We start from the raw sequence: 22,480 nt of genomic DNA, 5'->3' as shown, positions 1-22,480 counted from the left end.
TCACAGCGAATTGCGCGATTGTCCAAGCCATGATCCTCACCTGTCCGAACTGCGAGACCCAGTATTTCGCCGATGACTCCACAATTGGTGAATCGGGCCGCACGGTGAAGTGCGCGGCCTGCGACTATTCATGGTTTGTCGGCCCGGAAGGCGAGGTCAAGGGCGCACGCGGCCCGATTGCCGGGGCGCATGAAGCTTACCGCGAAAAGGTGCGCGAGCGCCGCCGCCGGGCCAGCCGCTCGGCCGCCGTCATGGCCTGGCTGGTCGTTGGCGGTGTGTTCGGCGCGATCATCGCCGGCAGTGTGATTTTCCGCGACCGCGTGGTGCAGGTCTGGCCGCAATCGGCGGCGACCTTCAAGGCGGCGGGCCTGGAAGTGAACCGCTTCGGCCTGGAATTCCTGGAGACCGAGGCCGAGCGCTATTTCGACGGGACGACGCCGATCCTCGAGATCACCGGCGATGTCGAGAACACGTCCGGGCGCCAGCGCGGCGCGCCCTATGTGCGCGTGCTGCTGCTGGACGAGGCCGGCAAGACAATCGGGGAATCCTTCGCGCCGGTGACGCCGGAACAGATCCCGGCCGGGCGCCGGGGCAGCTTCAAGACCCGTGTGGAGAACCCGCCCTTCGAGGCCTTCGAACTGGAGCTGCAATTTGCCACCGAATCGGAGGTGCAAGCGCAGTCACAGTCTGTCGCCGACGCCAACACTGCGGTAGAGACACGCTCTGCCGGAGAGGTCGAGTGAGCGAAGACACCCCCAAGATCGATACCGTCCTGGATGAAGCGACGCTGATGGCCCGCATCGAGGAGCTGGCCGACCGGCTGGCGCCGCGCCTGACCGGCGAATGGTCGGCCATCAATATCCTGATCGGGGCGACGCCGTTTACCAGCGATCTCCTGAAGGCGCTCGCCCGGCGCGGCATTCACCCGGTCCTCGATGCGCTGTGGCTGGAAAGCTATCGCGACGAGCGCGAAAGCTCCGGACGGGTGCTGGTGCGCGCCGACATTGTGCGCCCGGTGAAGGATCGCGGCGTTCTGATCATCGATGATGTGTTCGATACGGGCCGGACGCTCGCCTTTGCCCGCTCCCACATGATGACAAAGGGTGCGCGCGAGGTGATCACCGTGGCGCTGGCGCGCAAGCCCTGGGCGCCGACGGGCGCCGACGATGTCGACTTTCACGCCTTCGATGCGCCGGGGCGGTTTCTCGTCGGCTATGGCATGGACGATGCGGGCAAGTATCGCGGCCTGCCCTATATCGGCGCGCTGGATTAGGCGTCAGCCCTTCCCGTCGAGCCAGTCGAGGATGTCCGCGGTAACCTTGTCTGTGCCCGGTTCGTCGACGATCCAGTGGGCGTGGTTCGGATATTCCAGATAGTCGCCCGACACCCCCGCCTTGGCATATTTCTCGCCGACCTTGCGGACCGCTTTCACCGGCGTGGCGCGGTCTTTCTTCGCGCCGATGGTCAGCGTCGGGATGGTGACCTGGGCTTCGTCGAGCGGCGCCGGCTCCCCGAGGTCGGCATAGACCTTTCCGGAATCATGGCGCGCGGCCTTGTAGATCTCGTCATGGCGCGCCTTCGGCACGGCGTTCAGCACGCCCCAGCCAAAGCCGAAGCGGCCAACCTTGTAGCTGCCTTCGGGGATCTTCTTGCGGCCATGCTTGAGGATATTCCAGAAGGTGATCATCAGCCGCAGGTCCTGGACCTGGCAGTCCGGCGTCTGTGCCGGGGTGAGGAAGATGGCGGCGCTGGCTTCGCCCCGGGCGGCAAGGTGCTGGGTGATCAGCCCGCCCATGGAGTGGCCCATGATGACGGGTTTCTCCCCGGTTTCGGCGGTGAGTTTCTGCGCCTCGGCGGCCATTGCCTCGATATAGTCCGACAGGCGCAGATCCTTGAGCCCGTCCGGCGGCGGGCCGACCGTGCGCATGTCGGGAAAGAGGGTCGGCGCCTCGACGCGCCAGCCGGCGGCCTCGAACGGCGCCCGCATTGTCTCCCACACATCGCCGCCGCAGCCGACACCGTGGATCATCAGAATGGTCTTTGTCATGGATCACGCCCTCCCAGTGCGCGAGGGCCCATGAAAGCGGTTCAGGTCTCGTTCGTCCAGCGGGCAAACCGCCGGGCCACCTCTTCATAGACCGGGCGCTTGAACGGGACGATCAGGCCGGGCGTTTCCGACAGGTGGGCCCAGCGCCAGGCGTCGAATTCAGGCGTGTGCTTGTCGAGGCGGATATCGCTGTCGGAGCCCTTGAAGCGCAAGGCGAACCATTTCTGGCGCTGGCCGATATAAGGCCCGGGCATGCGCCGGCGGATCTCGGCGGGGAATTCGTAGGTGAGCCAGTCCTCGGTCTCTTCCATCACCTCGACGAGCTTGGCGGAGAGGCCGACTTCCTCTTCCAGCTCGCGAAGCGCGGCGTCGGCCGCGTCTTCCCCTTCATCGACGCCGCCCTGCGGCATCTGCCACTGGAAGGCGCCGCGGCCATTGATGCGGCGGCCAAGAAAGACGTGGCCCGCGCCCGAAAACAGGGCGAGGCCGACATTGGGCCGGTAAAGGCTGGTATCGCTGGTTGTTGCACTCACCCCAGCGTATCTAGACATTATCCGCCGGCTTGCCCACCCGTTTCATCGGAGATGTCAGCTGTGTCGACGGTTTCGGGCGCCGGGCGGGCGGCTTTGGTCACGCTCGAGGCCGGGGCCAGCAGGATGCCTTTTTCTTCAAGGCTGTCGGTCCATTCCTTCAGAATGTCGATCGTGATCGGATAGGCCATGCCGGTGCCGAGCGAGTGGCCGCCTTCCAGTGCGATCGTCTCCAGTTCCAGAAGCTTGGTCTCGATCTCGCTGCCGTCCGGGCGGGCGTCGATGACGGTGTCGGACTGGCGGAAGCGCAGGCCGGTCTTGTCGGCGGCCCTGGTGAAGCTCGAACTGGAGGAGAGGGTGCCATCCTCGATGAAGGCGACGCCGCGGGCCTTGAGCGCGTCGGCGAAGGCGGCGGTGGCCGTCGGATCGGTGGCGAACTTGCTGCCCTGATAGTTCGTGACGCCGAAATAGCCGGTGCCGCGCGAGAGCAAATGCTTGAGCCGCCGGTTCATCTCGTCGCTGTCATTGGACGTGTAGAGCGTGTTGGCGGACGGCGCCTCGCGCCCGAAATCATAAGGCTCCATCGGCAGCTCGATCAGCACTTCGTGACCGGCGGCGCGGGCCTGGTCGATCCAGTTCTGCAGGTTGCCGGTGGTCGGCGCGAAGGAGAGAGTGATTTCCGGCGGCAGCTCTTCGATGGCCGACTTGGTGTGGCGCCAGTTGATGCCGAGGCCGCCGACCACGATCGAGACGGTCGGGCGGTTTTCCGGATTGGCGAAGGGGCGCGCATAGGTGCCGGCCGGGGTGCGGCCATCGTCGGAAATTTTCGGCAGATAGCCGAGCGAGGTGCGCTCGCTAACGGTGGTGATCGGCGCGCGGGCGAGCGATTTCAGCTCCCGCGTCTCCTGCCAGGAGCGCCCGGCTTTGACCGAGACGCCATTGATGCGCACCATGTCGGCATCGCCGGCCGAGGCGGACGCCTTCACGACCCTGGCCGTGCCATCCTTGTCGTAATCGACACCGAGCGACGGGCTGGAGGCGTTTTCGGCCGTGGTCTCATCCTGCCCGGCATAGGCGGTCTGGCGTTCGCCCGCGCCCACGACCGTGCGGACGTTGCCATCGGTGGAGGCGAAGCGGGTTTTCAGGTGGGGCTGCTGGCCGTCATTGGGGGCAAACAGGGCAATCTGGCGGGCGGGGCTCGCCGCGCTGGCATCGCCGAACAGGTGGATGACGGTGCCGGCAAGGGCAGCCACACCTGTAAAGACAGCGAGACTGAGGGCTGTGTGAACGACACCGCTTCTGACGGGCGATGGTTCTCTTGCCACACGTTCACTCATCAAGACGCCTTTCCAAACGCAACCGGGTAATCTGACTTCGAACCTTCAGATTGCACGCGATTGGTTAAGAAGACGCAAATAAGTGTTAACCCGCGTTTGGATTTTGACCGGCCGCTGTCAGCTGGCCGCCATGAATGATCTCGATGGCGCGGTCGAGCTGATAGTCGTCCCCGTCATAATCTTCCGGCGGCTGTTCGTCCGGCATGTGCGGCATGCGGCGCTCGGCGCCTTCCTCATTGGTCAGCGCATGCGGCAGGTCGGCTTCGGAATAGCGCCGGATCTTCTCCAGCTGGTCCTCGGTCACGCGCGACTGCACGATTTCGAGGTCCGGCTCGATGCCGGTGGCCTGGATGGAGCGGCCTGACGGGGTGTAGTAGCGCGACGTGGTCAGCCGGATGGCGCCACGGTCGGCCCCGAGCGGGATGACGGTCTGGACCGAGCCCTTGCCGAAGCTCGTCGTGCCGAGAATGGTGGCGCGGCTGCGGTCCTGCAGGGCACCGGCGACGATTTCGGAGGCCGAGGCCGAGCCGTTATTGATCAGCACGACCATCGGGATGCTCTTGAACACCTCGCCATTGCGGGCGTTATAGCGGGCGATGTCGCTCGGCCGGCGCCCGATCGTGGAGACGACCTCGCCACCGGAGAGGAACTTGTCACTGACGGAGATCGCCTGTTCGAGCAGGCCCCCGCCATTGTTGCGCAGGTCGAGAACGATGCCGGCCGGGCGCCCGTCGATCTGGCGGCTGGCCTCGGCGATGGCTTTCTCGAGCAGTTCGGTGGTGCGCTCATTGAAGGTGGAAATCCGGAAATAGGCGATGTCGTCCGCCTTGACTTCCCAGTCGACCGAGTCCGGGCGAATGACTTCGCGCTTGAGCGTCACGTCGAAGGCTTCCTGGCCTTCGCGCAGAACGGTGACGATGATTTCGGTGCCGGGCGGGCCGCGCATGTCCTTCACGGCGTCGTCGATGTTCAGCCCGACAATCGGGTTGCCGTTGATGGCGGTCAGCAAGTCACCGCTCTCCAGGCCGGCGCGGCTGGCCGGGGTGTCGTCCATCGGCGTGACGACCTTCACGAAGCCTTCTTCCATGGTGACCTCGATGCCGAGGCCTCCATATTCGCCCGAGGTCTGCACCTGCATGGCCTCGAAATCTTCCGGCGAGAGGTAGGAGGAGTGTGGATCGAGCGAGCCGAGCATGCCGTTAATGGCGGCTTCAATCGCCTCGGCTTCGTCGAAATCGGTAACATAGTCGGCGCGGGCGCGCGCCAGGACTTCGGCAAACAGGTCGAGCTGGCGATAGGTCTCTGTGCGGGCATCGGCGGGGCTGGCTTCGGGCCATGCGAATGCTGAAACGCCGACGGCCAAGCCGCCCATGACGGCCCCGATGGCTGCACCTGTGAGCATTGCACGCATGTCCTGTACTCCCTTACTCGCCTAGCTGCCCTTCATCCAGCGCGCCGGATTCATCGGGGTCCCCGCCTTCCTGACTTCTAGATAGAGTTCCGGAGGCGGAATTTCACGGTTCGGCATGCGTCCGACAGGTTCGCCGGCCTTCACCGTCTGGCCGGGGGTCCCGTAAATACGGGCCATCCCGCTCAGAAGGATATGGTAGCCATCACTTGTTGAAATGATCAAGAGTTGACCGTAGCTGCGGAACATTCCCGCATATTCGATCTTTCCGTCGGCAGGCGCGATCACATCTGCCTCCTTGCGAGGCTGGATATAGACGCCTTTCGAGGACTCCCCGCCCGGCAGGCTCTCGCCCCAGCTCTTTGAGACCAGCCCGCTGACCGGCCGCATCAGGCCCCCCAGCGATTCCGCGCCCAGCGGCTTGAGATTGGCCGCGGCGGTGGAATAAGCGGCTTTCGGGGCGTCGGTCACGGTTGTGCCCGACGTGTTGGCGGCCAGCTGGATCTGGCGGTCGGGCTTCATGCCGGGGGCGCCGGGCGCAGAGCTTTCCAGCGCGACGAGCAGGTCACGCAGGGTCTTGGCCTCGGCGCCGATCTTGTCGACCCGGGCGCGCAGCTGGTCGGCCTGGCCGCTGACGTTTTCGAATTGGGCGCGCTTGGTGGCGACCAGCTGTTCGATTTCGGCCTTCTTGAGTGCGAGGCGGGCCTCGGTGGTTTCAAGGCGCGCCTTCTCCCGGCGGATCTGGGAGTCCAGCAGTTTCAGCCGGGCAATCTCCTCTGCCAGCGCATCGGTGCGTTCGTCGAGTACCGGGGCGGTCGCGCTCATCACGATGGCGGCGCGGATGGCATCATTGGCTTCGCCCGGCGAGGCGATGAGGGCGGGCGGATGATGGCGCCCGGAAATCGCCAGGCTCGCCATGATGTCTTCGAGGCTGGTATTGCTGAGGACAAGTTCCTCGCGGGCCGACTCTAGCCGGGTCGACAGATCGATCAGTTTCAGTTCGGAGGCGGCGGCCTGCTCCTCGCGGCGGCGGCTTTCCATGGCCGCGGCAATCAGCTCGGATTCGAGGTTGGCGACATCGCGGATGCTGGAATTTTCCGCCTTCTCGATCGCGTTCAGCTGGCGCAGGGCGGCGTCGCGTTCAGCCTCAAGGGTGCGCAGCTCCTCACGGGTGAACTCGCGCGGCGTGGCCGCGACCAGCAGGCCGGCAAGCGAAACGAGGAAAAGGCGCGCACAAAGAGACATCCCGGAAATACTGCCATAGCGGGGATGACCGCAAAATTAACCGCCGCGCCGCAAAATGCAGCTCATGAACCGGCGCACGGGGCGCTGGCTCAGTCCGAGGCCGGGGCCGTCAGCGTCTCGATCGTGTCCATCCAGTCCAGCAACTGCTGGGTCGCGATCTCGCAGGTCTGCGGCAGCTGGCGCACCAGTGTGCGGTCGAGCCAGCGATTGAAGGCAAAGGCGAAATCGGGATTGGCCGCCAGCACGGTCTGCAAACTGGCCGTGTCACCTGCTGCCAGCAGCTGGAGCCCATAGACGGCCGGTTCGGGCAGCGCGCAGTCGGCGGGCAGGCCTTCTGTCGAATAAGGGGCGTCCGCCGGCAGCAGGAAAAGCCAGGTTTCGGATTCGGCCTCTTCAGAGATGCTGATGAAGTCGACCGGGGCGAAGGCATGATGGCCCTCATGGTGGGCTGCGAGCAGGGCGGAGTCGCGGTAGACCCCGGAGGCCGGCAGCGGGATGGAGCGGTCCTTGCCGATCTCGGCGGCGATCTCGAAGCGTCCGTCCTTGTCCGTGGCCGTGGAGGCCGTGCCGGTTTTGGTGGTGACGCGAGCGCCTTCGACGGGGGCGCCGCTTTCGAGCAGGAACACCGTGCCCTGGGTGTGCGGGAAGAGCGTCTTCGGGCGGGCTTCGCATGCCGGCGTCAGGGCGAGTGCACTTGCCAGCACGCCAGCGGTCAGCGCCCGCATCAGGCGACGCCCGCCTTGAGGAAGTCATGCATATGGACCACGCCGACCGGCTTGCCGGCCTCGGTGACGATGAGCTGGGTGATCCGCTTCTCGTTCATCAGGGCCAGCGCCGAGGAGGCGAGCATGGCGGGGGAAATGGTGACCGGATCGCGGGTCATGCCCTCGTCTATGACCATGGCCATGCGTCCACGCGCCACCAGGCGGCGGATATCGCCATCGGTAACGATGCCGATCAGGCTGCCTTGCGGCTCGGTGACGGCGAGGCACCCAAAGCCCTTGTCGGCCATGACGGCCAGCGCATCCGGCATCTGGGTGCCGGTCTGGACGGCCGGCATTTCGGCGCCGGCATGCATCAGGTCGCCGACCGTGCGCAGCATGGCGCCGAGCTTGCCGCCGGGATGGAAGATCTTGAAATCGTCGCCCGTGAAACCGCGCTGCTCGAGCACGGCCACAGCCAACGCATCGCCGAGCGCCATGGTGAGGGTGGTGGAGGTGGTCGGAGCGCGGGTTTCGGCGCAGGCTTCCGGCGCGTCGGGAATGGTCAGGCAGATATCGCTCGCGCGCCCAAGCGCGCTGGTCTCGTCGGCGGTCAGCGCGATCAGCGGGATGGCGAAGCGGCGGGTATAGGTGACGAGGTCGTCGAGCTCCTTCGTCTCGCCGGACCGCGACAGTGCGATGAGGATGTCGCCCTGGGTGACCATGCCGAGATCGCCATGGCTGGCTTCGGTCGGGTGGATGTAAAGCGACGGGGTGCCGGTCGACGCCAGCGTCGCGGAGATCTTGCGCGCGACATGGCCGGACTTGCCGACGCCGGCAAGGATGATGCGGCCCTGGCAGGCGACAATGGCCTCCACGGCGGCCACGAAAGCCGGGCCGAGGGACTGTTCGAGAAGGTCGAGCGCCTCGATTTCGGTGCGGATGACGCGCTGGCCGGAGGCGAGAATGGTCTCGGCTGTCACTTCGTGCTCCCTGTGCCTGATCCCCCGCTCACCGGTTCGATCGTGATCGAGGAAATGAGGATCGCCCGTTCCTTTTCCGGCACGACCGGGCGGATGGCGAGATAGTCATAGCCCGGCGCGGCGCCCGGGTCGCGGTCGGGGATGTCGTAGGTAAACGAGATGTCACGGAACTGGCGGGTCATCGGGAAGGTCTCCCAGCCGGAGCCTTCGCCGGCGCCGACCCAGTAGTTTACGCGCATCTGTTCGGCCCCGTACTTTTCAGCCGCGCGGGCATTGATCGTGACCTGGACCGTCCGGCCGGCAAAGGCGACTTCAAGATCCTGGGCGAGAACGAAATGCGGGCCGAGCAGGGGGTCTTCCTTCAGGGTGCCGATTTTTGCGCCAACCTGCAGGAGGGTGCGCCCGTCCATCTTGACCAGTTCGATATCGGCTTCGCCGCCGGCGACCATCCGGTTCAGCTGGTCGCCGGAGACCTCGATCGTCTTGTAATCGGTGCCGCCGCCGCTGACCGGGCCGGTCGGCAGGGTGTTGACGCCCGGCAGCAGGCCCAGGGCGACCATGACCATGGCCACGAGGGCAGCAGCTGCGAAGAAGACCTTGTCGGACATTGGGAGGCGATTTTTTCCAGTAGCTTGAAGGCCGGAAGCGTGAGTGGAAATCATGTTGACGGCTTGATAGCAATGGCGGCACCAATAGGCGAGCCCAAATGCCACCGGACCTTCACCATGACTTCATCCGCCCTCAAACGCCGTGCACGCGAGGCCCGCAGCTGGATGCTGGACGCCTGTTTCCCGCTCTGGAGCCGCGAGGGCATCGGGGCGCATGGCCTCTTCCGTGAAGTCCTCGACCTGACCCACAGGCCGGTTGAGACCGAGTCGGTGCGTGTGCGCGTGCAGGCTCGCCAGACCTATCTCTTCTGCCTGGCGCGCGATCTTGGCTGGGAGCCGGAACGCGCCGAACGCCTGATCAAGATGGGCGTGACCACATTGAAAGGCCCGGCGCGCCGGGCCGATGGCATTCTCGGCCGGCGGCTCGCCACGGACGGGCTGGGGCTCAGCGACGCCGTGGCCGATCTCTACGACACCGCCTTCGGCCTGTTCGCGCTGGCCGAAGCGTCGATGTCGGGCTCCGACCAGGCGCTGTCGGTGGCCGAAAGCATCCTGAAATCGGTCGATACGATGCTCCCCGACAAGACCCATGGCGGCTATGCCGAGAGCCTGCCGCAGGGCGAGCACCGGCTGCAGAACCCGCACATGCACCTGCTGGAAGCCTGCCATGCGCTGCACAAGGCCGATCCGGACGGCGGTCATCTGGACCGGGCCAAAGCCATCGTGGCGCTCTTCACCGACAAGATGCTGGACCCGGAAACCAGGACGCTGGGCGAGTATTTCAAGCCGGACTGGTCGCCCGAGACCGGCGACCGTCACGAGATCATCGAGCCCGGCCACCAGTTCGAATGGGTCTGGCTGCTGCAGCGCCATGCGAGCCTGGCGGGTGAGGCGCTGCACCCGGCGATGCCATACCTCTACGATTTCGCCTGCCGCACAATTGACGAGGAAGGCCGGGTCTTCACTGCGGCGCGCCGCGACGGCACCGTAACCGACCATTCCCGGCGCAGCTGGATGCAAACGGAGGGATTGAAAGGCCATCTCGCCATGCTGGAGCTGAACCCGGACGATGCGGCCATCGACCACCGGGCCGTGCAGTGTTTCGATGTCCTGATGGACGAGTATCTGACCCCGGAGGGCGGCTGGATCGACCACTTCGACGCCGAGGGGCAGGTCGCGACCGAGACCATGCCGGCCTCGACCGGCTATCACGTCGTGCTGGCCTTCGACGAGCTGATGCGGGTGGCGGGCGTCTAGCGGCGGGGCGTCGGCCGCAAACCGTATATTTCGCTACGATTTCTTAAGGACCGATGGCCACTCTGGCGGTGAGTTAACCAAAGCCAGGAGGCTTGCATGTCCATCTCCGCCTATTCAGGCCTCAGCAGCTTGATTTCCCCACACACAAAGCCGGGCGCCGAGGCCGCAAAGGCCGCGAACGGTGACGAGACAAAGCCGCCTTCAGACGCCGCATATGCGCAGGTGATGGGCAAGTATGACCTCCATAACATCACGCCGGCCGAGATTGACCAGCTGGCCGACGACCTGGTGAAGGCCGACTATCCCGTCACCAAGGATCTGATGATGCTCCAGACGCGGGGCGCAGAGTTCCAGGCCCATCTGAGCGAGACCTTCGGCGGCGATTTCAATCCCCACAAGCCGGTGGACCTGATCCAGTCGGTCCAGACGAGCATCGATATGTCCCGGCGGTCTGGCGACCCGACGGAAACGATGGAGCATCTTCTCGATTTCCTGACCCGGCATGACAGTGCGGCAGGATTGTCGGGATCGGCTGACGGATCCTCGGGGGCGCATGAGAGCCTGTACCGCCAGCTTGTCGAGGCGAGCGCAGCCTGATCTCCGGCCGACGGGGTAGGCAAAAGCGCTGTGCGATGCGCCAGAGGGCTCCAAGGCGCACGTTTCTTGCTGCGCATCGCGGCGCCTCGCTTGGATTTGGCATGATCATGCTCTAAAGGCCGAGCCACTTGCAGCTTTTGACACAGGATACCCCATGCCAACGCTTGCCCTGATCCGCCATGGCCAGAGCCAATGGAACCTTGAAAACCGCTTCACCGGCTGGTGGGACGCCGATCTCACCGCGAATGGCGAAGCCGAGGCCAAGCATGCCGGGGAGCTGTTGCGTGATGAGAGCTTCGATCCGCGCCAGGCTTTCTCCAGTGTCCAGACTCGCGCCATCCGTACGCTGTGGTCTGTCCTGCGCGAACTCGACCGTGTCTGGATCCCGGTCGAGAAGCACTGGCGGCTGAACGAACGCCACTATGGCGGGCTGACCGGTCTCGACAAGAAAGAGACCGCCGAAAAGCACGGCAAGGACCAGGTCCATATCTGGCGCCGCTCCTATGACACGCCGCCGCCGCCGCTCGAGCCGGGCAGCGAATTCGATTTGTCGAAAGACCCGCGCTATGACGGCATCGACGTCCCGCAGACCGAAAGCCTGAAGCTGACCCTCGAGCGCGTCCTGCCCTTCTGGCACGAGTCGATCGCACCGGTGCTGAAAGGCGGCACCGATACGGTGATCGGCGCGCATGGCAATTCGCTGCGCGCGCTGGTGAAGCACCTCTTCGATGTGCCGGACGACAAGATCACCGGCGTCGAGATCCCGACCGGCAATCCGCTGCTGATCGAGCTGAATGCAGAGCTGCGCCCGGTTTCGGCGCGCTATCTCGACGGCTCGCGCGCGACAGATCTTCCCGCCATCCCGGGCTGACGCGAGGCGATGCCGAACGGGCGCTATATCCTGCGGGCCGCAGCGCCCGATGCCATTGGCATTCTGGCCGATGTCACGGGCTTCCTGGCCCGGGCCGGCCTGAATGTCATCGAGAGCCAGGATTTCGGCGACGTCGACACGCAGCGTTTCTTCGTCTGGGTCGATTTCGAGACACCGGAAGGCTTCAGCCGCGAGACCTTCGAGGCAGGCTTCCGGGCGCTGGCCGAGAAGCATGGCATGACCTGGTCGCTGCGCCGCAAGCAGGACATGCCGCGCGCGCTCGTCATGGTGTCGAAGGGCGATCACTGCCTGAACGACCTGCTTTACCGGCACCGGCGCGGGCAGCTCGGCGCGGACATTACCGCGATCGTCTCCAATCATGAGGATGGCCGCTGGCTGGCCGACCGTCACAGCCTGCCCTTTCATTATGTGCCGGTCACCGCGGAGACCAAGCTGGAGGCCGAAGACCGGCTGCGCCAGCTTATCGCCTCAACGGAAAGTGACTTCGTCATTCTTGCGCGCTACATGCAGGTCCTGTCAGATGGGCTGTGCCGGGAGCTGGAGGGCCGCTGTATCAATATCCACCACTCCTTCCTGCCGAGCTTCAAGGGCGCGCGGCCCTATCATCAGGCGCACAAGCGCGGGGTGAAGCTGATCGGCGCGTCGGCGCACTATGTCACCGCCGACCTCGATGAAGGTCCGATCATTGCCCAGGACGTGTCTCCGGTGGATCACCGCATGGGCCCGCAGCGTATGGCCGAGATCGGGCGCGACATAGAGGCGCGTGTGCTTTCCCGCGCAGTTACGGCACATGCAGAAGGCCGCGTCTTTCTCAACGGGATCCGAACGGTGGTGTTCGAATGAATACAGAGCATGAGACCCATATGCGCCGCGCCATCGAACTGGCCCGCGCCCAGCATGGCCGCACTGGCGAGAACCCGTCCGTCGGCTGTGTGATTGTCGGCCCGGATGGCAAGCGCATTTCCGAAGGCGCCACCGCCGATGGCGGCCGGCCGCATGCCGAGGAAATGGCGCTCAGCCCGCTGAATGGCGCGCTCGCCAAGGGCGCTGTTGCCTATGTCACGCTGGAACCCTGCCGGGAGCGCTCGAATGGCGGGGCGGCCTGCTCGCAGCGCCTGGTCGAGGCGGGGGTGACGCAGGTGGTCATTTCGGTGATGGACCAGCATCCGAACGGCGCAGGCGGCAAGGCTGCCATCGAGGCCGCCGGGATCGATGTGGTCGCCGGCCTGCTCGAGGCCGAGGCCGCGCCGCTTTACGAAGACTTCTTCGCCTCGCTCTCCTGAGCCCGGGCGCGGGGATCGTCCCATTCCGCGGCAATACCCGGCGAACCGCGCCGGACCAGCCAGAACACCCCGAACAGGTCCGCGATGCCTGCGCCGAGACGGCCGAGAAAGCCGTATTTGGACTGGCCGTGCCAGCGGCGGCGGTCATTGACCGGCTCTTCGCGTACTTCCCATCCCGCGCGCTTGAACAGGGCGGGCAGGAAGCGGTGCATGGAGGCGAAATAGGGGAGTTCCCGGAAGGCGTCGGTGCGCATCAGCTTCCAGCCGCAGCCTGTGTCGGTCGCATCATCGCGCAGCATGAAGCGGCGGATGCCGTTGGCGACGCGCGATTGTAGCCATTTGAAGCCCGAATCGTTCCGGCTCTTGCGCTTGCCCGCGATCAGGCCGAGCGCGCCAGTGTCCCGTTTTGAGACAATCTCGTCCCAGAGGCGTCTCGTATCGGCAATGTCGTTCTGGCCATCGCCGTCGAGCAGTTGCGTCCAGCGGCCATTGACCGCGCGCAGACCGGTCATCAGCGCGGCGGACTTGCCGGCGCGTTTCACATGCGTACGCACAATCACCCGGTCGGGATGGGCCGCCCGGGCCTCGGCGAGTTCGGCGCCGGTCGAATCGCCCGAGCAGTCATTGACGCAGACGATCTCGTAATCGAGCCCGTCGAGCGCGGCGTGGATCTCGTCCAGAAGCGGGTGGACGTTGCCGGCCTCGTTATAGAAGGGGATGAGGACGCTCAGGTCTCTTTGGGCCGTCGCAGTCGGGGTGGCGGTCACTGGCCGGCCTCGATGCGTTCGGCCAGCGCCTCGATGCGGGCGGCGGCATCCGACAGGGCCGAGGCGGCCTTCTGCTGCGAGAGGTCAGCCGGTGTGCCGCGATGGGCCGCATCCAGCTCGTCCAGCAGGGCGAGCGCAGCCACCAGCAACAGTCGGGCCTCGCCGATATCGCCGACCGCATCGGCAATCTGGCGCACGCGCTTGTCGAGCCCGCGCGAAAGCTCCTTCAGGCGGGCTTCCTGTCCGGGGGCGCAGGCAACCGAATATTCCCGTCCGCGAATGGTGATGTCAGCCTTGGCCATTAGCTCGTTCCCTGCCGGTTGAGAGCTGCGCGCACTTCCTCGATGGCCGCGCCCAGCGCTTCGGAGGCTTCATCGGCCAGCGCCTGCAGCTGGCGTTCGCGGGCCAGCGAGGCATCGAGTTCATCGGCCAGCCGGGCCCGGTCGGCCACCATGGCTGCCATTTCCCGTCGCACGACGCCGGGGTCACCTGCTCGTTCGAACAGGCTGTCCAGGGACCCTTCCAGACGCGAGAGCGCCTTGTCGAGCCGGTCTGCCGCTGAAGTCACTTTATCCATCACATTTCCGATAGCAGGATGCAGGCCACATCGCCAAGCAGGTTGACAGCTAAGCCCCGCCCCGTCCAAAGCGAAGCAAACATAGAGGGGTAGATCATGTCAGTTGAACACAAGGACATGGCGAATGCCATTCGTGCGCTTTCGATGGATGCAGTCGAGCAGGCAAAATCGGGCCATGTCGGCCTGCCGCTGGGCATGGCGGATGTCGCCACGATCCTGTGGACGCACTATCTGAAACACGACCCGCGCGACCCGGCATGGCCGGACCGCGACCGCTTTGTCCTGTCGGCCGGCCACGGCTCGATGCTGATTTATTCGCTGCTGCACCTGACCGGTTATGACAGCGTCAGCCGCGACGATATCCGCAATTTCCGCCAGCTTGGCTCGAAGACGCCGGGCCATCCGGAGAATTTCGTCACACAGGGCGTTGAGACCACAACCGGGCCGCTCGGCCAGGGCCTGGCGACGGCGGTGGGCATGGCGATTGCCGAGCGTCACCTGAATGCCCGCTTCGGCGATGAGCTGGTCGACCACAAGACCTGGGTCGTCGCCGGCGATGGCTGCCTCATGGAAGGCATCAGCCAGGAAGCGATCACGCTGGCCGGGCACCTCAATCTCAACAAGCTGATCGTGCTGTTCGACGACAACACCGTCACCATCGACGGCTCGACCGAGCTGTCGGACTCCACCGACCAGTGCAAGCGCTTCGAGGCCGCTGGCTGGGCGACGAAGAAGATCGACGGGCATAACACCGAAGAGATCTATGAAGCGCTCGAATGGGCGCAGAAGCAGGACAAGCCCGCCATGGTCGCCTGCAAGACGATCATCGGCTATGGCGCGCCGACGATTGCCGGCACCGGCAAGGCGCATGGCGGCCCTTACGGCGAAGAGGAAATCGCCGGCATCCGCAAGAATATCGGCTGGGACCATCCGCCCTTCGAGATTCCGGAAGCCATCGAACATGCCTGGCAGCGCGAAGGCGCCCATGCCCAGCACCTGCATGAAGAATGGGCCTCGCGCCTTGAGGGCTCGAAGGACAAGGCGGCTTTCGAACAGGCGCTCGCCGGCGCCCTCGGCGATGTCGAGGCGGTCGTGCGCGCTCACAAAAAAGCCGTTGTCGAAGGCGGCAAGGACGATGCGACGCGCAAATGGTCCGGCGCTGTCCTGGAAGAGCTGACCAAGGCCATCCCGGAAATGGTCGGCGGGTCGGCCGACCTCTCGGGGTCCAACAACACCAAGACCACCTCGACCGAGCCGCTGACACCGGACAACTGGGCCGGGCGCTATATCCATTACGGCGTGCGCGAGCATGGCATGGCCGCGGCGATGAACGGCATGGCGCTACACAAGGGCATCATCCCTTATTCCGGCACCTTCCTCGTCTTCGCCGACTATTCGCGCGCCGCGATCCGCCTGGGCGCGCTCATGGGCACCCATGTCGTGCATGTGATGACCCATGATTCCATCGGCCTTGGCGAAGATGGCCCGACCCACCAGCCGGTCGAGCATGTCGCCAGCCTGCGCGCGATGCCGAACATGATGGTCTTCCGCCCGGCCGACGGTGTCGAAACCGCCGAATGCTGGGAACTGGCGCTGAAGAACGCCACCGGCCCGTCCACCATCGCGCTGACGCGGCAAAAGGTGAAATCGGTGCGCACAGAGCATGTCGACGACAACCTGTCGATGCGCGGGGGCTATGTCCTGTCGCCGGCCAAGGCCGAGGAGAAGGTCGTCCTCGTCGCCACCGGTTCGGAAGTCGAGATCGCCGTGGCCGCGCAGGCCGCGCTGGAAGAGAAGGGCATCGGTGCGCGAGTCGTCTCGATGCCGTGCATGGAGCTCTTCGAGGCCCAGGACGCCGCCTATCAGAGCCGCACGCTGGGCGGAGACCTGCCCAAGGTCGCCGTCGAGGCCGGTGTGCGCTTCGGCTGGGACCGCTGGATCGGCCATGGGGGCGGCTTTGTCGGCATGGACAGCTTCGGGGCCAGCGCGCCTTACCAGGACCTCTACAAGCGCTTCGGCATTACGCCGGACGCGGTGGTCGAGGCGGCGGAAGCCCTGCTCTAGCCTTTGGCGTGGCCGGACGCCCGTTGCGGCGTCCGGCGCGCACGTATAAGGCTTGGCAGAGAAGAAGCGCCGGGGAGGGCCGCGATGGACTGGACCATGCTGTTCATGCTGATCAACGCGGTCGTGGTCCCGGCCTGGCTGTTGCTCATCCTCGCGCCGGGCTGGCGCACGACGGAAATCGTCGTCCATTCCGGCCTCTACCCGCTTGTTCTCGGATCGGTCTATTCCATCGGCCTGATCGCGTCGCTCTTCTTCGGCGTATCGGCCGAGGGCAGCGGAATGTCTTCGGTGGCCGGTGTCTCGGCCCTGTTCGACCACCCGAACGGCGTCATCATCGGCTGGACGCATTACCTTGTCTTCGACCTGTTTGTCGGCGCCTGGATCGGCCGCGATGCCCAGCGCCGTGGCCTGCCGCACCTGGCGGTCGCGCCCTGTCTCATCGCGACCTTCATCTTCGGGCCGCTCGGCCTGCTGGCCTACATGCTCGTGCGGATCAGCCGGGGGCACGGAATCAGCCTGTTCGAAACGGAAACAGCGGAGCGCTGACATGGTCTCCATCGGCACCCCCCTGTCGCCCTCGGCGACGCGCATCATGTTCCTGGGCTCCGGCGAGCTCGGCAAGGAAGTCGTCATCGAGCTGATGCGGCTCGGCGCCGAAGTGATCGCGGTCGACCGCTATGCGAACGCGCCGGCCATGCAGGTCGCCCATCGCAGTGCGGTGATCGACATGACGGATGCGCAGGCCCTGCGCGCCCTTGTCGAGCAGGAGCGCCCGCACCTCATCGTGCCCGAGATCGAGGCGATCGCGACAGACGAGCTGGCGCAGATCGAGATGGAGGCCATTGCCACCGTCATCCCGACAGCTCGGGCAACGCAGCTGACCATGAACCGGGAAGGCATCCGCCGGCTGGCCGCCGAGAAGCTTGGCCTGCCGACCAGCCCCTATGCCTTCGCCTCGACCGGCGAGGAACTGGCCGAGGCCGCCGACAGGATCGGCTATCCGGTCTTCGTGAAGCCGGTCATGTCATCGTCGGGCAAGGGCCAGTCGCATGTCCGCCTGGCCGCCGAGATCGACCATGCCTGGGACTATGCGCTGGAAGCCGGGCGCAAACGCGAGATGCGGGTGATTGTCGAGGGCCAGGTCGACTTCGATTTCGAGATTACGCTGCTGACCGTGCGCGCGGCGGATGGCACGGTTTTCTGCGAGCCGGTCGGGCACCGTCAGGAGAATGGCGACTATGTCGAGAGCTGGCAGCCCCAGCCGATGAGCGAAGCCGCCCTGAAAAAGGCGCAGACGATGGCGCGCAAGGTGACCGACGCGCTGGGCGGGCTCGGCCTGTTCGGCGTCGAGATGTTCGTGAAGGGCGACGATGTCTGGTTCTCCGAGGTCAGCCCGCGCCCGCACGATACCGGCCTCGTCACGCTTGGCACGCAGCGCCAGAGCGAGTTTGCCCTGCATGCGCGTGCCATTCTGGGATTGCCGGTGGACGCCACCCTGGCCAGCCCGGGCGCAAGCGCCGTCATCTATGGCGGGATCGAGGCCGAGGGCGTCGTCTTCGACGGGCTGGACGAGGCGCTGTCAGTGCCGGAGACCGAGCTGCGCCTGTTCGGCAAGCCGGTCAGCCATGAGCGCCGCCGCATGGGGGTTGCCGTGGCGCGTGGGGCAAGTGTCGAAGAGGCGCGCGAGCGGGCCCGGCAGGCGGCTGCGAAGGTGACGGTGCGCGAAGCCTAGTCGCCGTCCTCCGGGCGCGGCAGGCTCGCCTTGCGGTGGCGGCGCATCATGACCGCCGAGATCCCGGCTTCCCCTGTAATCATCAGCCCGCGGGCGACCGCCTTGGCCACGGCAGCGCCGCGGTCGGAGACGTCGAGCTTGGCGTAGATACGCCGGAAATAGGTGTCGACGGTGTCCTTGGAGAGCTGCATTTCGCGGGCGATCCCGGTCTTGCTCTTGCCCTGCGCGATGCGGTTCAGCACTTCCAGCTCGCGCTTGGAGAGCTCCGGCAATTCGCCGACTTCGTCGGCAATCAGCTCGCAATAGCGCAGGAATGAGGTCTGGGCGGTGATCCGCAGCAGGTCGATGTCGGGCGTCTCGCCGATTTCGGGCGTGACCGGCAGGCCGACGCCGACAAAGCCGAGCCGGGAGAGCGGGCCATAGGTCACGATGCCGACGCCCTGCTGCATGTTCCAGGCTTCGAGCGTTTCAAGATAGTGACGCTCATCCTCCTGCAGCAGCGTGTTGTCGGGCAGGTGTCCCCACAGGATCGGCTCGGCCGCGCTGAGCGCGATGTCGGGCAGCGGATCGTAAAGATTGTTGGTGGCGCGATAGGCGGTTTCCCATTCGAGGGGGAAGCCGGCATTGGTCATCAGCCGCATCGGGCCGCGCTCGGCGCTCAGCGGTGCGATGTAATAGCTGGCCTGGAAACCGAGCGAACGGAAGATGCTGCCCGTCTTGTCACGAAGGTCAGCAACACTTGTTGCATGAAACAGGGCCGCTATGGCTTCGAGCATCTTGTCCCACCCGGGAACGGTTATACAGTGGCGCTTGAAGTTAGGCACCTGAAAAAAAGGCCATTCTCTCACGCACAGGCTGCAAAATCGCGCAGGTTTTGCGTTTTGTGGTGCAAAACGGCGTTCCGGGATGCAACTCAGGCAATTCTTGCACCGACTATGCTGGACGTGTGTGGGTGAGACGGCTAAACCCCGGCCCGAAACCTGCATTCAGCGGGACAAATTTGCAGGAATGGAGAATAGGATATGGCAGTACGTGTCGCCATCAACGGATTTGGCCGGATCGGCCGGAATGTTTTGCGCTCGATCCTCGAGCATGGCCGCACCGACATCGAAGTCGTTGCGATCAATGATCTCGGTCCCGTCGAGACCAATGCGCACCTGCTGAAATATGATTCCGTCCACGGCACGCTGCCGATGGACGTGTCGGTCGAAGGCGACACGATCAAGGTCGGCCGCCAGTCCTTCAAGGTCACCGCGATCCGGGACCCGAAAGAGCTGCCGCACAAGGAAAACAATGTCGACATCGCGATGGAATGCACTGGCATCTTCACCGCGAAGGAGAAGGCTGCCGCTCACCTCGAAGCCGGCGCCAAGCGTGTCCTCGTGTCTGCTCCGGCCGCGGGTGCCGACAAGACCATCGTCTATGGCGTCAACCACGACACGCTGACCAGCGACGATCTCGTCGTCTCCAACGCTTCGTGCACGACGAACTGCCTGTCGCCGGTCGCCAAGGTGCTGAACGACGTGATCGGCATCGAGAAGGGGATGATGACCACCATCCACTCCTATACCGGCGACCAGCCGACGCTCGATACGATGCATAAGGATCTCTATCGCGGCCGCGCGGCGGCGACCTCGATGATCCCGACCTCGACCGGTGCAGCCAAGGCGGTCGGCCTCGTCCTGCCGGAACTGAATGGCAAGCTCGATGGCTTCGCCGTGCGCGTGCCGACGCCGAACGTCTCCGTGGTCGACCTGAAATTCATCGCCAAGCGGGAAACGACCGTCGAAGAGATCAATGATGCGATCCGCAAGGCCGCTGACGGCCCGCTCAAGGGCATTCTAGGCTATACGGACGTGAAGAACGTCTCGATCGACTTCAATCACGACCCGCACTCCTCGGTGTTCCATACTGACCAGACGAAGGTCATGGATGGAACTTTGGTCTCCGTTCTGTCCTGGTATGATAATGAATGGGGTTTCTCGACGCGCATGAGCGATACCGCTGTTGCGATGTCGAAATTCCTCTAGCGATCAGCCCAGCGGAGCGTCCCCATGGCGGAGTTCAAGCGCATCGAGGATGCAGACGGTTTGACCGGTCAGACGGCGCTGGTGCGCGTCGATTTCAACGTGCCGGTCGCCAATGGCAAGGTCACGGACGATACGCGGTTGCGCTCAGCCGTCGACACCGTGACCTCGCTCTCGGGCAAGGGCGCGAAAGTCGCCCTGCTGGCCCATTTCGGCCGCCCCAAGGGCGAGAAGAAGCCTGAGCTGAGCCTGAAGCCTGTCGCCGAAGCCTTTGCCGGTGTGCTCGGCGCGCCCGTTGCCTTCGCAGAGGACTGCGTTGGCGAGGTGGCCGAGAACGCCATCGCCTCGATCCAGGGCGGTGGTGTCGTCCTGCTCGAGAATACGCGCTTCCATGCCGGCGAAGAGAAGAATGACGATGCGCTGGCCGACGAAATGGCGAAGCTTGGCGACCTTTATGTCAACGACGCTTTCTCGGCCGCGCACCGCGCTCACGTCTCCACCGAGGGCCTCGCCCGGCGCCTGCCGGCCTATGCCGGCCGCTCTATGGAGCGTGAGCTCGATGCCCTGGAAAAGGCGCTCGGCAATCCGCAACGCCCGGTTCTCGCCGTTGTCGGCGGGGCCAAGGTCTCGACAAAGATCGACCTCCTGAAAAACCTGGTGTCGCGTGTCGATGCGCTCGCGATCGGCGGCGGCATGGCGAACACCTTCCTGGCCGCACGCGGTCATCCGGTCGGCAAGTCGCTCTGCGAGCATGACCTCGCCGAGACCTGCCGCGAGATCGAGGCGAATGCGAAGGACGCCGGCTGCGACATCATCCTGCCGCAGGATGTTGTCGTCGCGAAGGAATTTGCCGCCAATGCGCCGCACCGCACCTGCAATATCGGGGAAGTCGCCGAGGATGAGATGATCCTCGATGCCGGCCCGCAAACGGTCGGCCTCGTCGTGATCGCGATGGACGCGGCGAAGACGCTTGTCTGGAACGGCCCGCTGGGGGCGTTCGAGACAGAGCCCTTCGACAAGGCCACCGTCGATGCCGCCCGTGCGGCTGCCGAGCGCGCCAAGGCGGGCAAGCTGATTGCGGTGGCCGGCGGCGGTGATACCGTGGCGGCCCTGAACCATGCTGGCGTGGCCGACGATTTCAGCTTCGTGTCCACCGCCGGTGGCGCGTTTCTTGAATGGATGGAAGGCAAGACGCTCCCGGGCGTCGAGGCTTTGAAAGGCTGACGCATGACTGCTTTGCCCGTCCCGTTTCGAAACCAGATTGAAGCGGAGTCGGGGTGGCAGTGCGGCGTTAGCGCTAACACTCAGATATCTTGCGCATCGTGCACCCGCGCGGGGACCGATCACCCCCGGTGGGCCTGATGCTCGAGATCAAGATCAACATGTTCGCAGGGAAAGAATCATGACCAACCCAGAAATGGCCAAGCAGGCCGCCGAGAAAGACGGCTTTATCGCAGCGCTCGACCAGTCAGGCGGGTCCACACCCAAGGCCCTGCGCCTCTACGGGATCGAGGAGGACGCCTATTCCAATGACGAGGAAATGTTCGGCCTGATCCACGACATGCGCGCACGTATCATCCAGTCACCGGCTTTCAATGGCGACAAGGTGATGGGGGCGATCCTTTTCGAGCGCACCATGGACGGCGATATCGACGGCACCCCGACGGCGAAATATCTCTGGGAAGAGCGCGGCGTCGTGCCCTTCCTTAAGGTCGACAAGGGCCTGGCCGATGCCAAGGACGGCGTGAAGGTGATGAAACCGATGCCGGACCTCGATGCCCTGCTCGAACGCGCCGTCGCCAAGGGCATTTTTGGCACCAAGATGCGCTCGGTCATCGATGCCGCAGACCTCGCCGGCATTTCCGCCGTCGTCCACCAGCAATTCGATGTCGGCCGCCAGATCCTGGGCCACGGCCTCATCCCGATCATCGAGCCCGAAGTCACCATTTCCATCGACGACAAGGCCGATGCCGAGCAGATCCTGCTCGCCGAGATCACCCAGCAGCTCGACGCGCTGGGCGGCGATCAGCAGGTCATGCTGAAGCTGACGCTGCCGGAGACCGAAAACCTCTACAAGCCGCTGGTCGACCATCCGCGTGTGATGCGCGTCGTCGCGCTTTCGGGCGGTTATTCCCGCGAGGAAGCCTGTGGCCGTCTGGCCAGGAATAGCGGCATGATTGCGAGCTTCTCGCGTGCCCTGACCGAAGGCCTTTCGGCCCAGCAGAGCGATGCGGAATTCAATGCCCATCTCGCCGAGTCGATCGACAGCATCTATCAGGCCTCCAAGGCGGGCTAAGCCTTTCAAGAGACTCCATTCCGTTAGGGAGAGGGCGCCTTGAGGGGCGCCCTTTTCTTTTGCGGGAGAGACAACAGGCTTGCCTTCCGCTGGGCCATGGCAGGTGGAGTGTCCGCAAATGGAGGACCC

25 protein-coding genes are annotated in these 22,480 nt (G+C 64.9%); 13 read left to right on the top strand and 12 right to left on the bottom strand.

What is annotated here, in order from left to right:
• Window positions 1-29: 29 nt before the first annotated feature.
• Both B8784_RS18690 and B8784_RS18685 read left to right on the top strand, forming a co-directional pair.
• Complete coding sequence (locus B8784_RS18690; RefSeq protein WP_084399464.1) at window positions 30-743, top strand: MJ0042-type zinc finger domain-containing protein; 714 nt, start codon at window positions 30-32, stop codon at window positions 741-743.
• Window positions 740-1,273, top strand: a complete 534-nt coding sequence (locus tag B8784_RS18685; RefSeq protein ID WP_233356238.1) for a phosphoribosyltransferase — start codon at window positions 740-742, stop codon at window positions 1,271-1,273. The genes B8784_RS18690 and B8784_RS18685 overlap by 4 nt, the downstream gene beginning before the upstream one ends.
• A 3-nt stretch (window positions 1,274-1,276) precedes the next feature.
• Here the strand turns inward: B8784_RS18685 and B8784_RS18680 are convergent, their stop codons facing one another.
• The 8 genes from B8784_RS18680 to B8784_RS21430 form a co-directional block, all read right to left on the bottom strand.
• Window positions 1,277-2,047, bottom strand: coding sequence for an alpha/beta hydrolase (locus B8784_RS18680; protein ID WP_084399461.1), 771 nt, complete (start codon window positions 2,045-2,047; stop codon window positions 1,277-1,279).
• 41 nt (window positions 2,048-2,088) lie between these two features.
• Window positions 2,089-2,580 (bottom strand): RNA pyrophosphohydrolase, encoded by a 492-nt coding sequence (locus B8784_RS18675; protein ID WP_233356237.1) that lies wholly within the window; start codon window positions 2,578-2,580, stop codon window positions 2,089-2,091.
• Window positions 2,581-2,597: 17 nt separating this feature from the next.
• The gene (locus tag B8784_RS18670; protein ID WP_084399457.1) at window positions 2,598-3,914 is read right to left on the bottom strand and encodes a divergent polysaccharide deacetylase family protein; all 1,317 of its coding nucleotides are present in this window, start codon (window positions 3,912-3,914) and stop codon (window positions 2,598-2,600) included.
• Between the two features lie 85 nt (window positions 3,915-3,999).
• Window positions 4,000-5,325: a S41 family peptidase gene (locus B8784_RS18665; RefSeq protein WP_233356236.1), complete on the bottom strand. Its 1,326-nt coding sequence runs from the start codon at window positions 5,323-5,325 to the stop codon at window positions 4,000-4,002.
• 21 nt (window positions 5,326-5,346) lie between these two features.
• Window positions 5,347-6,567, bottom strand: a complete 1,221-nt coding sequence (locus B8784_RS18660) for a murein hydrolase activator EnvC family protein (RefSeq protein ID WP_084399453.1) — start codon at window positions 6,565-6,567, stop codon at window positions 5,347-5,349.
• A gap of 89 nt (window positions 6,568-6,656) precedes the next feature.
• Window positions 6,657-7,292 carry a peptidase associated/transthyretin-like domain-containing protein gene (locus B8784_RS18655; protein WP_084399452.1) on the bottom strand — a complete coding sequence of 212 codons (636 nt, stop codon included), beginning with the start codon at window positions 7,290-7,292 and terminating at the stop codon, window positions 6,657-6,659.
• Window positions 7,292-8,251 (bottom strand): KpsF/GutQ family sugar-phosphate isomerase, encoded by a 960-nt coding sequence (locus B8784_RS18650; RefSeq protein ID WP_084399450.1) that lies wholly within the window; start codon window positions 8,249-8,251, stop codon window positions 7,292-7,294. The genes B8784_RS18655 and B8784_RS18650 overlap by 1 nt, the downstream gene beginning before the upstream one ends.
• Complete coding sequence (locus B8784_RS21430; protein WP_158085747.1) at window positions 8,248-8,859, bottom strand: hypothetical protein; 612 nt, start codon at window positions 8,857-8,859, stop codon at window positions 8,248-8,250. The genes B8784_RS18650 and B8784_RS21430 overlap by 4 nt, the downstream gene beginning before the upstream one ends.
• 117 nt (window positions 8,860-8,976) lie before the next feature.
• Between B8784_RS21430 and B8784_RS18640 the strand changes: the two genes are divergently transcribed.
• From B8784_RS18640 to B8784_RS18620, 5 genes are all read left to right on the top strand, one after another.
• Window positions 8,977-10,116, top strand: a complete 1,140-nt coding sequence (locus tag B8784_RS18640) for an AGE family epimerase/isomerase (RefSeq protein WP_158085746.1) — start codon at window positions 8,977-8,979, stop codon at window positions 10,114-10,116.
• 96 nt (window positions 10,117-10,212) lie between these two features.
• On the top strand, window positions 10,213-10,713 hold the full coding sequence (locus tag B8784_RS18635; protein ID WP_084399443.1) for a hypothetical protein: 501 nt from the start codon (window positions 10,213-10,215) through the stop codon (window positions 10,711-10,713).
• 154 nt (window positions 10,714-10,867) lie between these two features.
• On the top strand, window positions 10,868-11,584 hold the full coding sequence (gene gpmA / locus B8784_RS18630; RefSeq protein ID WP_084399441.1) for a 2,3-diphosphoglycerate-dependent phosphoglycerate mutase: 717 nt from the start codon (window positions 10,868-10,870) through the stop codon (window positions 11,582-11,584).
• 9 nt (window positions 11,585-11,593) lie between these two features.
• Window positions 11,594-12,448 carry a formyltetrahydrofolate deformylase gene (gene purU / locus B8784_RS18625; RefSeq protein WP_084399439.1) on the top strand — a complete coding sequence of 285 codons (855 nt, stop codon included), beginning with the start codon at window positions 11,594-11,596 and terminating at the stop codon, window positions 12,446-12,448.
• Entirely contained in the window at window positions 12,445-12,888 is a 444-nt protein-coding gene (locus tag B8784_RS18620) for a bifunctional diaminohydroxyphosphoribosylaminopyrimidine deaminase/5-amino-6-(5-phosphoribosylamino)uracil reductase RibD (RefSeq protein WP_233356235.1), read from the top strand. Before purU ends, B8784_RS18620 begins: the two co-directional genes overlap by 4 nt.
• Here B8784_RS18620 and B8784_RS18615 read toward each other — a convergent pair.
• From B8784_RS18615 to B8784_RS18605, 3 genes are read right to left on the bottom strand one after another with little or no spacing between them, the layout of a single operon-like run.
• A complete protein-coding gene (locus tag B8784_RS18615; protein ID WP_084399437.1) occupies window positions 12,858-13,655 on the bottom strand; it encodes a glycosyltransferase in 798 nt (265 codons plus the stop codon). The genes B8784_RS18620 and B8784_RS18615 overlap by 31 nt on opposite strands.
• On the bottom strand, window positions 13,652-13,957 hold the full coding sequence (locus tag B8784_RS18610; protein WP_084399436.1) for a cell division protein ZapA: 306 nt from the start codon (window positions 13,955-13,957) through the stop codon (window positions 13,652-13,654). The genes B8784_RS18615 and B8784_RS18610 overlap by 4 nt, the downstream gene beginning before the upstream one ends.
• On the bottom strand, window positions 13,957-14,232 hold the full coding sequence (locus tag B8784_RS18605; RefSeq protein ID WP_084399434.1) for a DUF4164 family protein: 276 nt from the start codon (window positions 14,230-14,232) through the stop codon (window positions 13,957-13,959). Before B8784_RS18605 ends, B8784_RS18610 begins: the two co-directional genes overlap by 1 nt.
• Before the next feature lie 96 nt (window positions 14,233-14,328).
• On the opposite strand from B8784_RS18605, the gene tkt reads away from it, so the two are divergent.
• From tkt to purT, 3 genes are all read left to right on the top strand, one after another.
• A complete protein-coding gene (gene tkt / locus B8784_RS18600; RefSeq protein WP_084399432.1) occupies window positions 14,329-16,296 on the top strand; it encodes a transketolase in 1,968 nt (655 codons plus the stop codon).
• Between the two features lie 84 nt (window positions 16,297-16,380).
• On the top strand, window positions 16,381-16,842 hold the full coding sequence (locus tag B8784_RS18595; protein ID WP_084399429.1) for an ABA4-like family protein: 462 nt from the start codon (window positions 16,381-16,383) through the stop codon (window positions 16,840-16,842).
• A gap of 1 nt (window position 16,843) precedes the next feature.
• Entirely contained in the window at window positions 16,844-18,028 is a 1,185-nt protein-coding gene (purT, locus tag B8784_RS18590) for a formate-dependent phosphoribosylglycinamide formyltransferase (RefSeq protein ID WP_084399428.1), read from the top strand.
• Here purT and B8784_RS18585 read toward each other — a convergent pair.
• Window positions 18,025-18,804: a helix-turn-helix transcriptional regulator gene (locus B8784_RS18585; protein ID WP_158085745.1), complete on the bottom strand. Its 780-nt coding sequence runs from the start codon at window positions 18,802-18,804 to the stop codon at window positions 18,025-18,027. The genes purT and B8784_RS18585 overlap by 4 nt on opposite strands.
• A 246-nt stretch (window positions 18,805-19,050) precedes the next feature.
• On the opposite strand from B8784_RS18585, the gene gap reads away from it, so the two are divergent.
• From gap to B8784_RS18570, 3 genes are all read left to right on the top strand, one after another.
• Window positions 19,051-20,058: a type I glyceraldehyde-3-phosphate dehydrogenase gene (gene gap / locus B8784_RS18580; RefSeq protein WP_084399426.1), complete on the top strand. Its 1,008-nt coding sequence runs from the start codon at window positions 19,051-19,053 to the stop codon at window positions 20,056-20,058.
• A 24-nt stretch (window positions 20,059-20,082) separates the two neighbouring features.
• Complete coding sequence (locus B8784_RS18575) at window positions 20,083-21,279, top strand: phosphoglycerate kinase (protein WP_084399424.1); 1,197 nt, start codon at window positions 20,083-20,085, stop codon at window positions 21,277-21,279.
• Window positions 21,280-21,457: 178 nt separating this feature from the next.
• Window positions 21,458-22,351: a fructose bisphosphate aldolase gene (locus tag B8784_RS18570; protein WP_084399421.1), complete on the top strand. Its 894-nt coding sequence runs from the start codon at window positions 21,458-21,460 to the stop codon at window positions 22,349-22,351.
• The last annotated feature ends 129 nt before the right edge of the window (window positions 22,352-22,480 follow it).

Source organism: Henriciella aquimarina (genome assembly GCF_002088975.1).
Classification (GTDB): domain Bacteria; phylum Pseudomonadota; class Alphaproteobacteria; order Caulobacterales; family Hyphomonadaceae; genus Henriciella; species Henriciella aquimarina.
Note: the sequence above shows the minus strand (reverse complement) of the source record. Positions and strands in the feature narration are given on the sequence as shown.

What these genes read in the sequence shown, in the direction of transcription:
- B8784_RS18665 (WP_233356236.1), bottom strand. Translation starts at nt 5,325, where the DNA reads ATGCGTGCAATGCTCACAGGTGCAGCCATCGGGGCCGTCATGGGCGGC.
- B8784_RS18635 (WP_084399443.1), top strand. Translation starts at nt 10,213, where the DNA reads ATGTCCATCTCCGCCTATTCAGGCCTCAGCAGCTTGATTTCCCCACAC.
- B8784_RS18595 (WP_084399429.1), top strand. Translation starts at nt 16,381, where the DNA reads ATGGACTGGACCATGCTGTTCATGCTGATCAACGCGGTCGTGGTCCCG.
- B8784_RS18610 (WP_084399436.1), bottom strand. Translation starts at nt 13,957, where the DNA reads ATGGCCAAGGCTGACATCACCATTCGCGGACGGGAATATTCGGTTGCC.
- gpmA (WP_084399441.1), top strand. Translation starts at nt 10,868, where the DNA reads ATGCCAACGCTTGCCCTGATCCGCCATGGCCAGAGCCAATGGAACCTT.
- B8784_RS18690 (WP_084399464.1), top strand. Translation starts at nt 30, where the DNA reads ATGATCCTCACCTGTCCGAACTGCGAGACCCAGTATTTCGCCGATGAC.
- B8784_RS18670 (WP_084399457.1), bottom strand. Translation starts at nt 3,914, where the DNA reads ATGAGTGAACGTGTGGCAAGAGAACCATCGCCCGTCAGAAGCGGTGTC.
- B8784_RS18640 (WP_158085746.1), top strand. Translation starts at nt 8,977, where the DNA reads ATGACTTCATCCGCCCTCAAACGCCGTGCACGCGAGGCCCGCAGCTGG.
- B8784_RS18605 (WP_084399434.1), bottom strand. Translation starts at nt 14,232, where the DNA reads ATGGATAAAGTGACTTCAGCGGCAGACCGGCTCGACAAGGCGCTCTCG.
- B8784_RS18570 (WP_084399421.1), top strand. Translation starts at nt 21,458, where the DNA reads ATGACCAACCCAGAAATGGCCAAGCAGGCCGCCGAGAAAGACGGCTTT.
- tkt (WP_084399432.1), top strand. Translation starts at nt 14,329, where the DNA reads ATGTCAGTTGAACACAAGGACATGGCGAATGCCATTCGTGCGCTTTCG.
- B8784_RS18660 (WP_084399453.1), bottom strand. Translation starts at nt 6,567, where the DNA reads ATGTCTCTTTGTGCGCGCCTTTTCCTCGTTTCGCTTGCCGGCCTGCTG.
- B8784_RS18585 (WP_158085745.1), bottom strand. Translation starts at nt 18,804, where the DNA reads ATGCTCGAAGCCATAGCGGCCCTGTTTCATGCAACAAGTGTTGCTGAC.
- B8784_RS18620 (WP_233356235.1), top strand. Translation starts at nt 12,445, where the DNA reads ATGAATACAGAGCATGAGACCCATATGCGCCGCGCCATCGAACTGGCC.
- B8784_RS18680 (WP_084399461.1), bottom strand. Translation starts at nt 2,047, where the DNA reads ATGACAAAGACCATTCTGATGATCCACGGTGTCGGCTGCGGCGGCGAT.
- B8784_RS18655 (WP_084399452.1), bottom strand. Translation starts at nt 7,292, where the DNA reads ATGCGGGCGCTGACCGCTGGCGTGCTGGCAAGTGCACTCGCCCTGACG.
- gap (WP_084399426.1), top strand. Translation starts at nt 19,051, where the DNA reads ATGGCAGTACGTGTCGCCATCAACGGATTTGGCCGGATCGGCCGGAAT.
- purT (WP_084399428.1), top strand. Translation starts at nt 16,844, where the DNA reads ATGGTCTCCATCGGCACCCCCCTGTCGCCCTCGGCGACGCGCATCATG.
- B8784_RS21430 (WP_158085747.1), bottom strand. Translation starts at nt 8,859, where the DNA reads ATGTCCGACAAGGTCTTCTTCGCAGCTGCTGCCCTCGTGGCCATGGTC.
- B8784_RS18575 (WP_084399424.1), top strand. Translation starts at nt 20,083, where the DNA reads ATGGCGGAGTTCAAGCGCATCGAGGATGCAGACGGTTTGACCGGTCAG.
- purU (WP_084399439.1), top strand. Translation starts at nt 11,594, where the DNA reads ATGCCGAACGGGCGCTATATCCTGCGGGCCGCAGCGCCCGATGCCATT.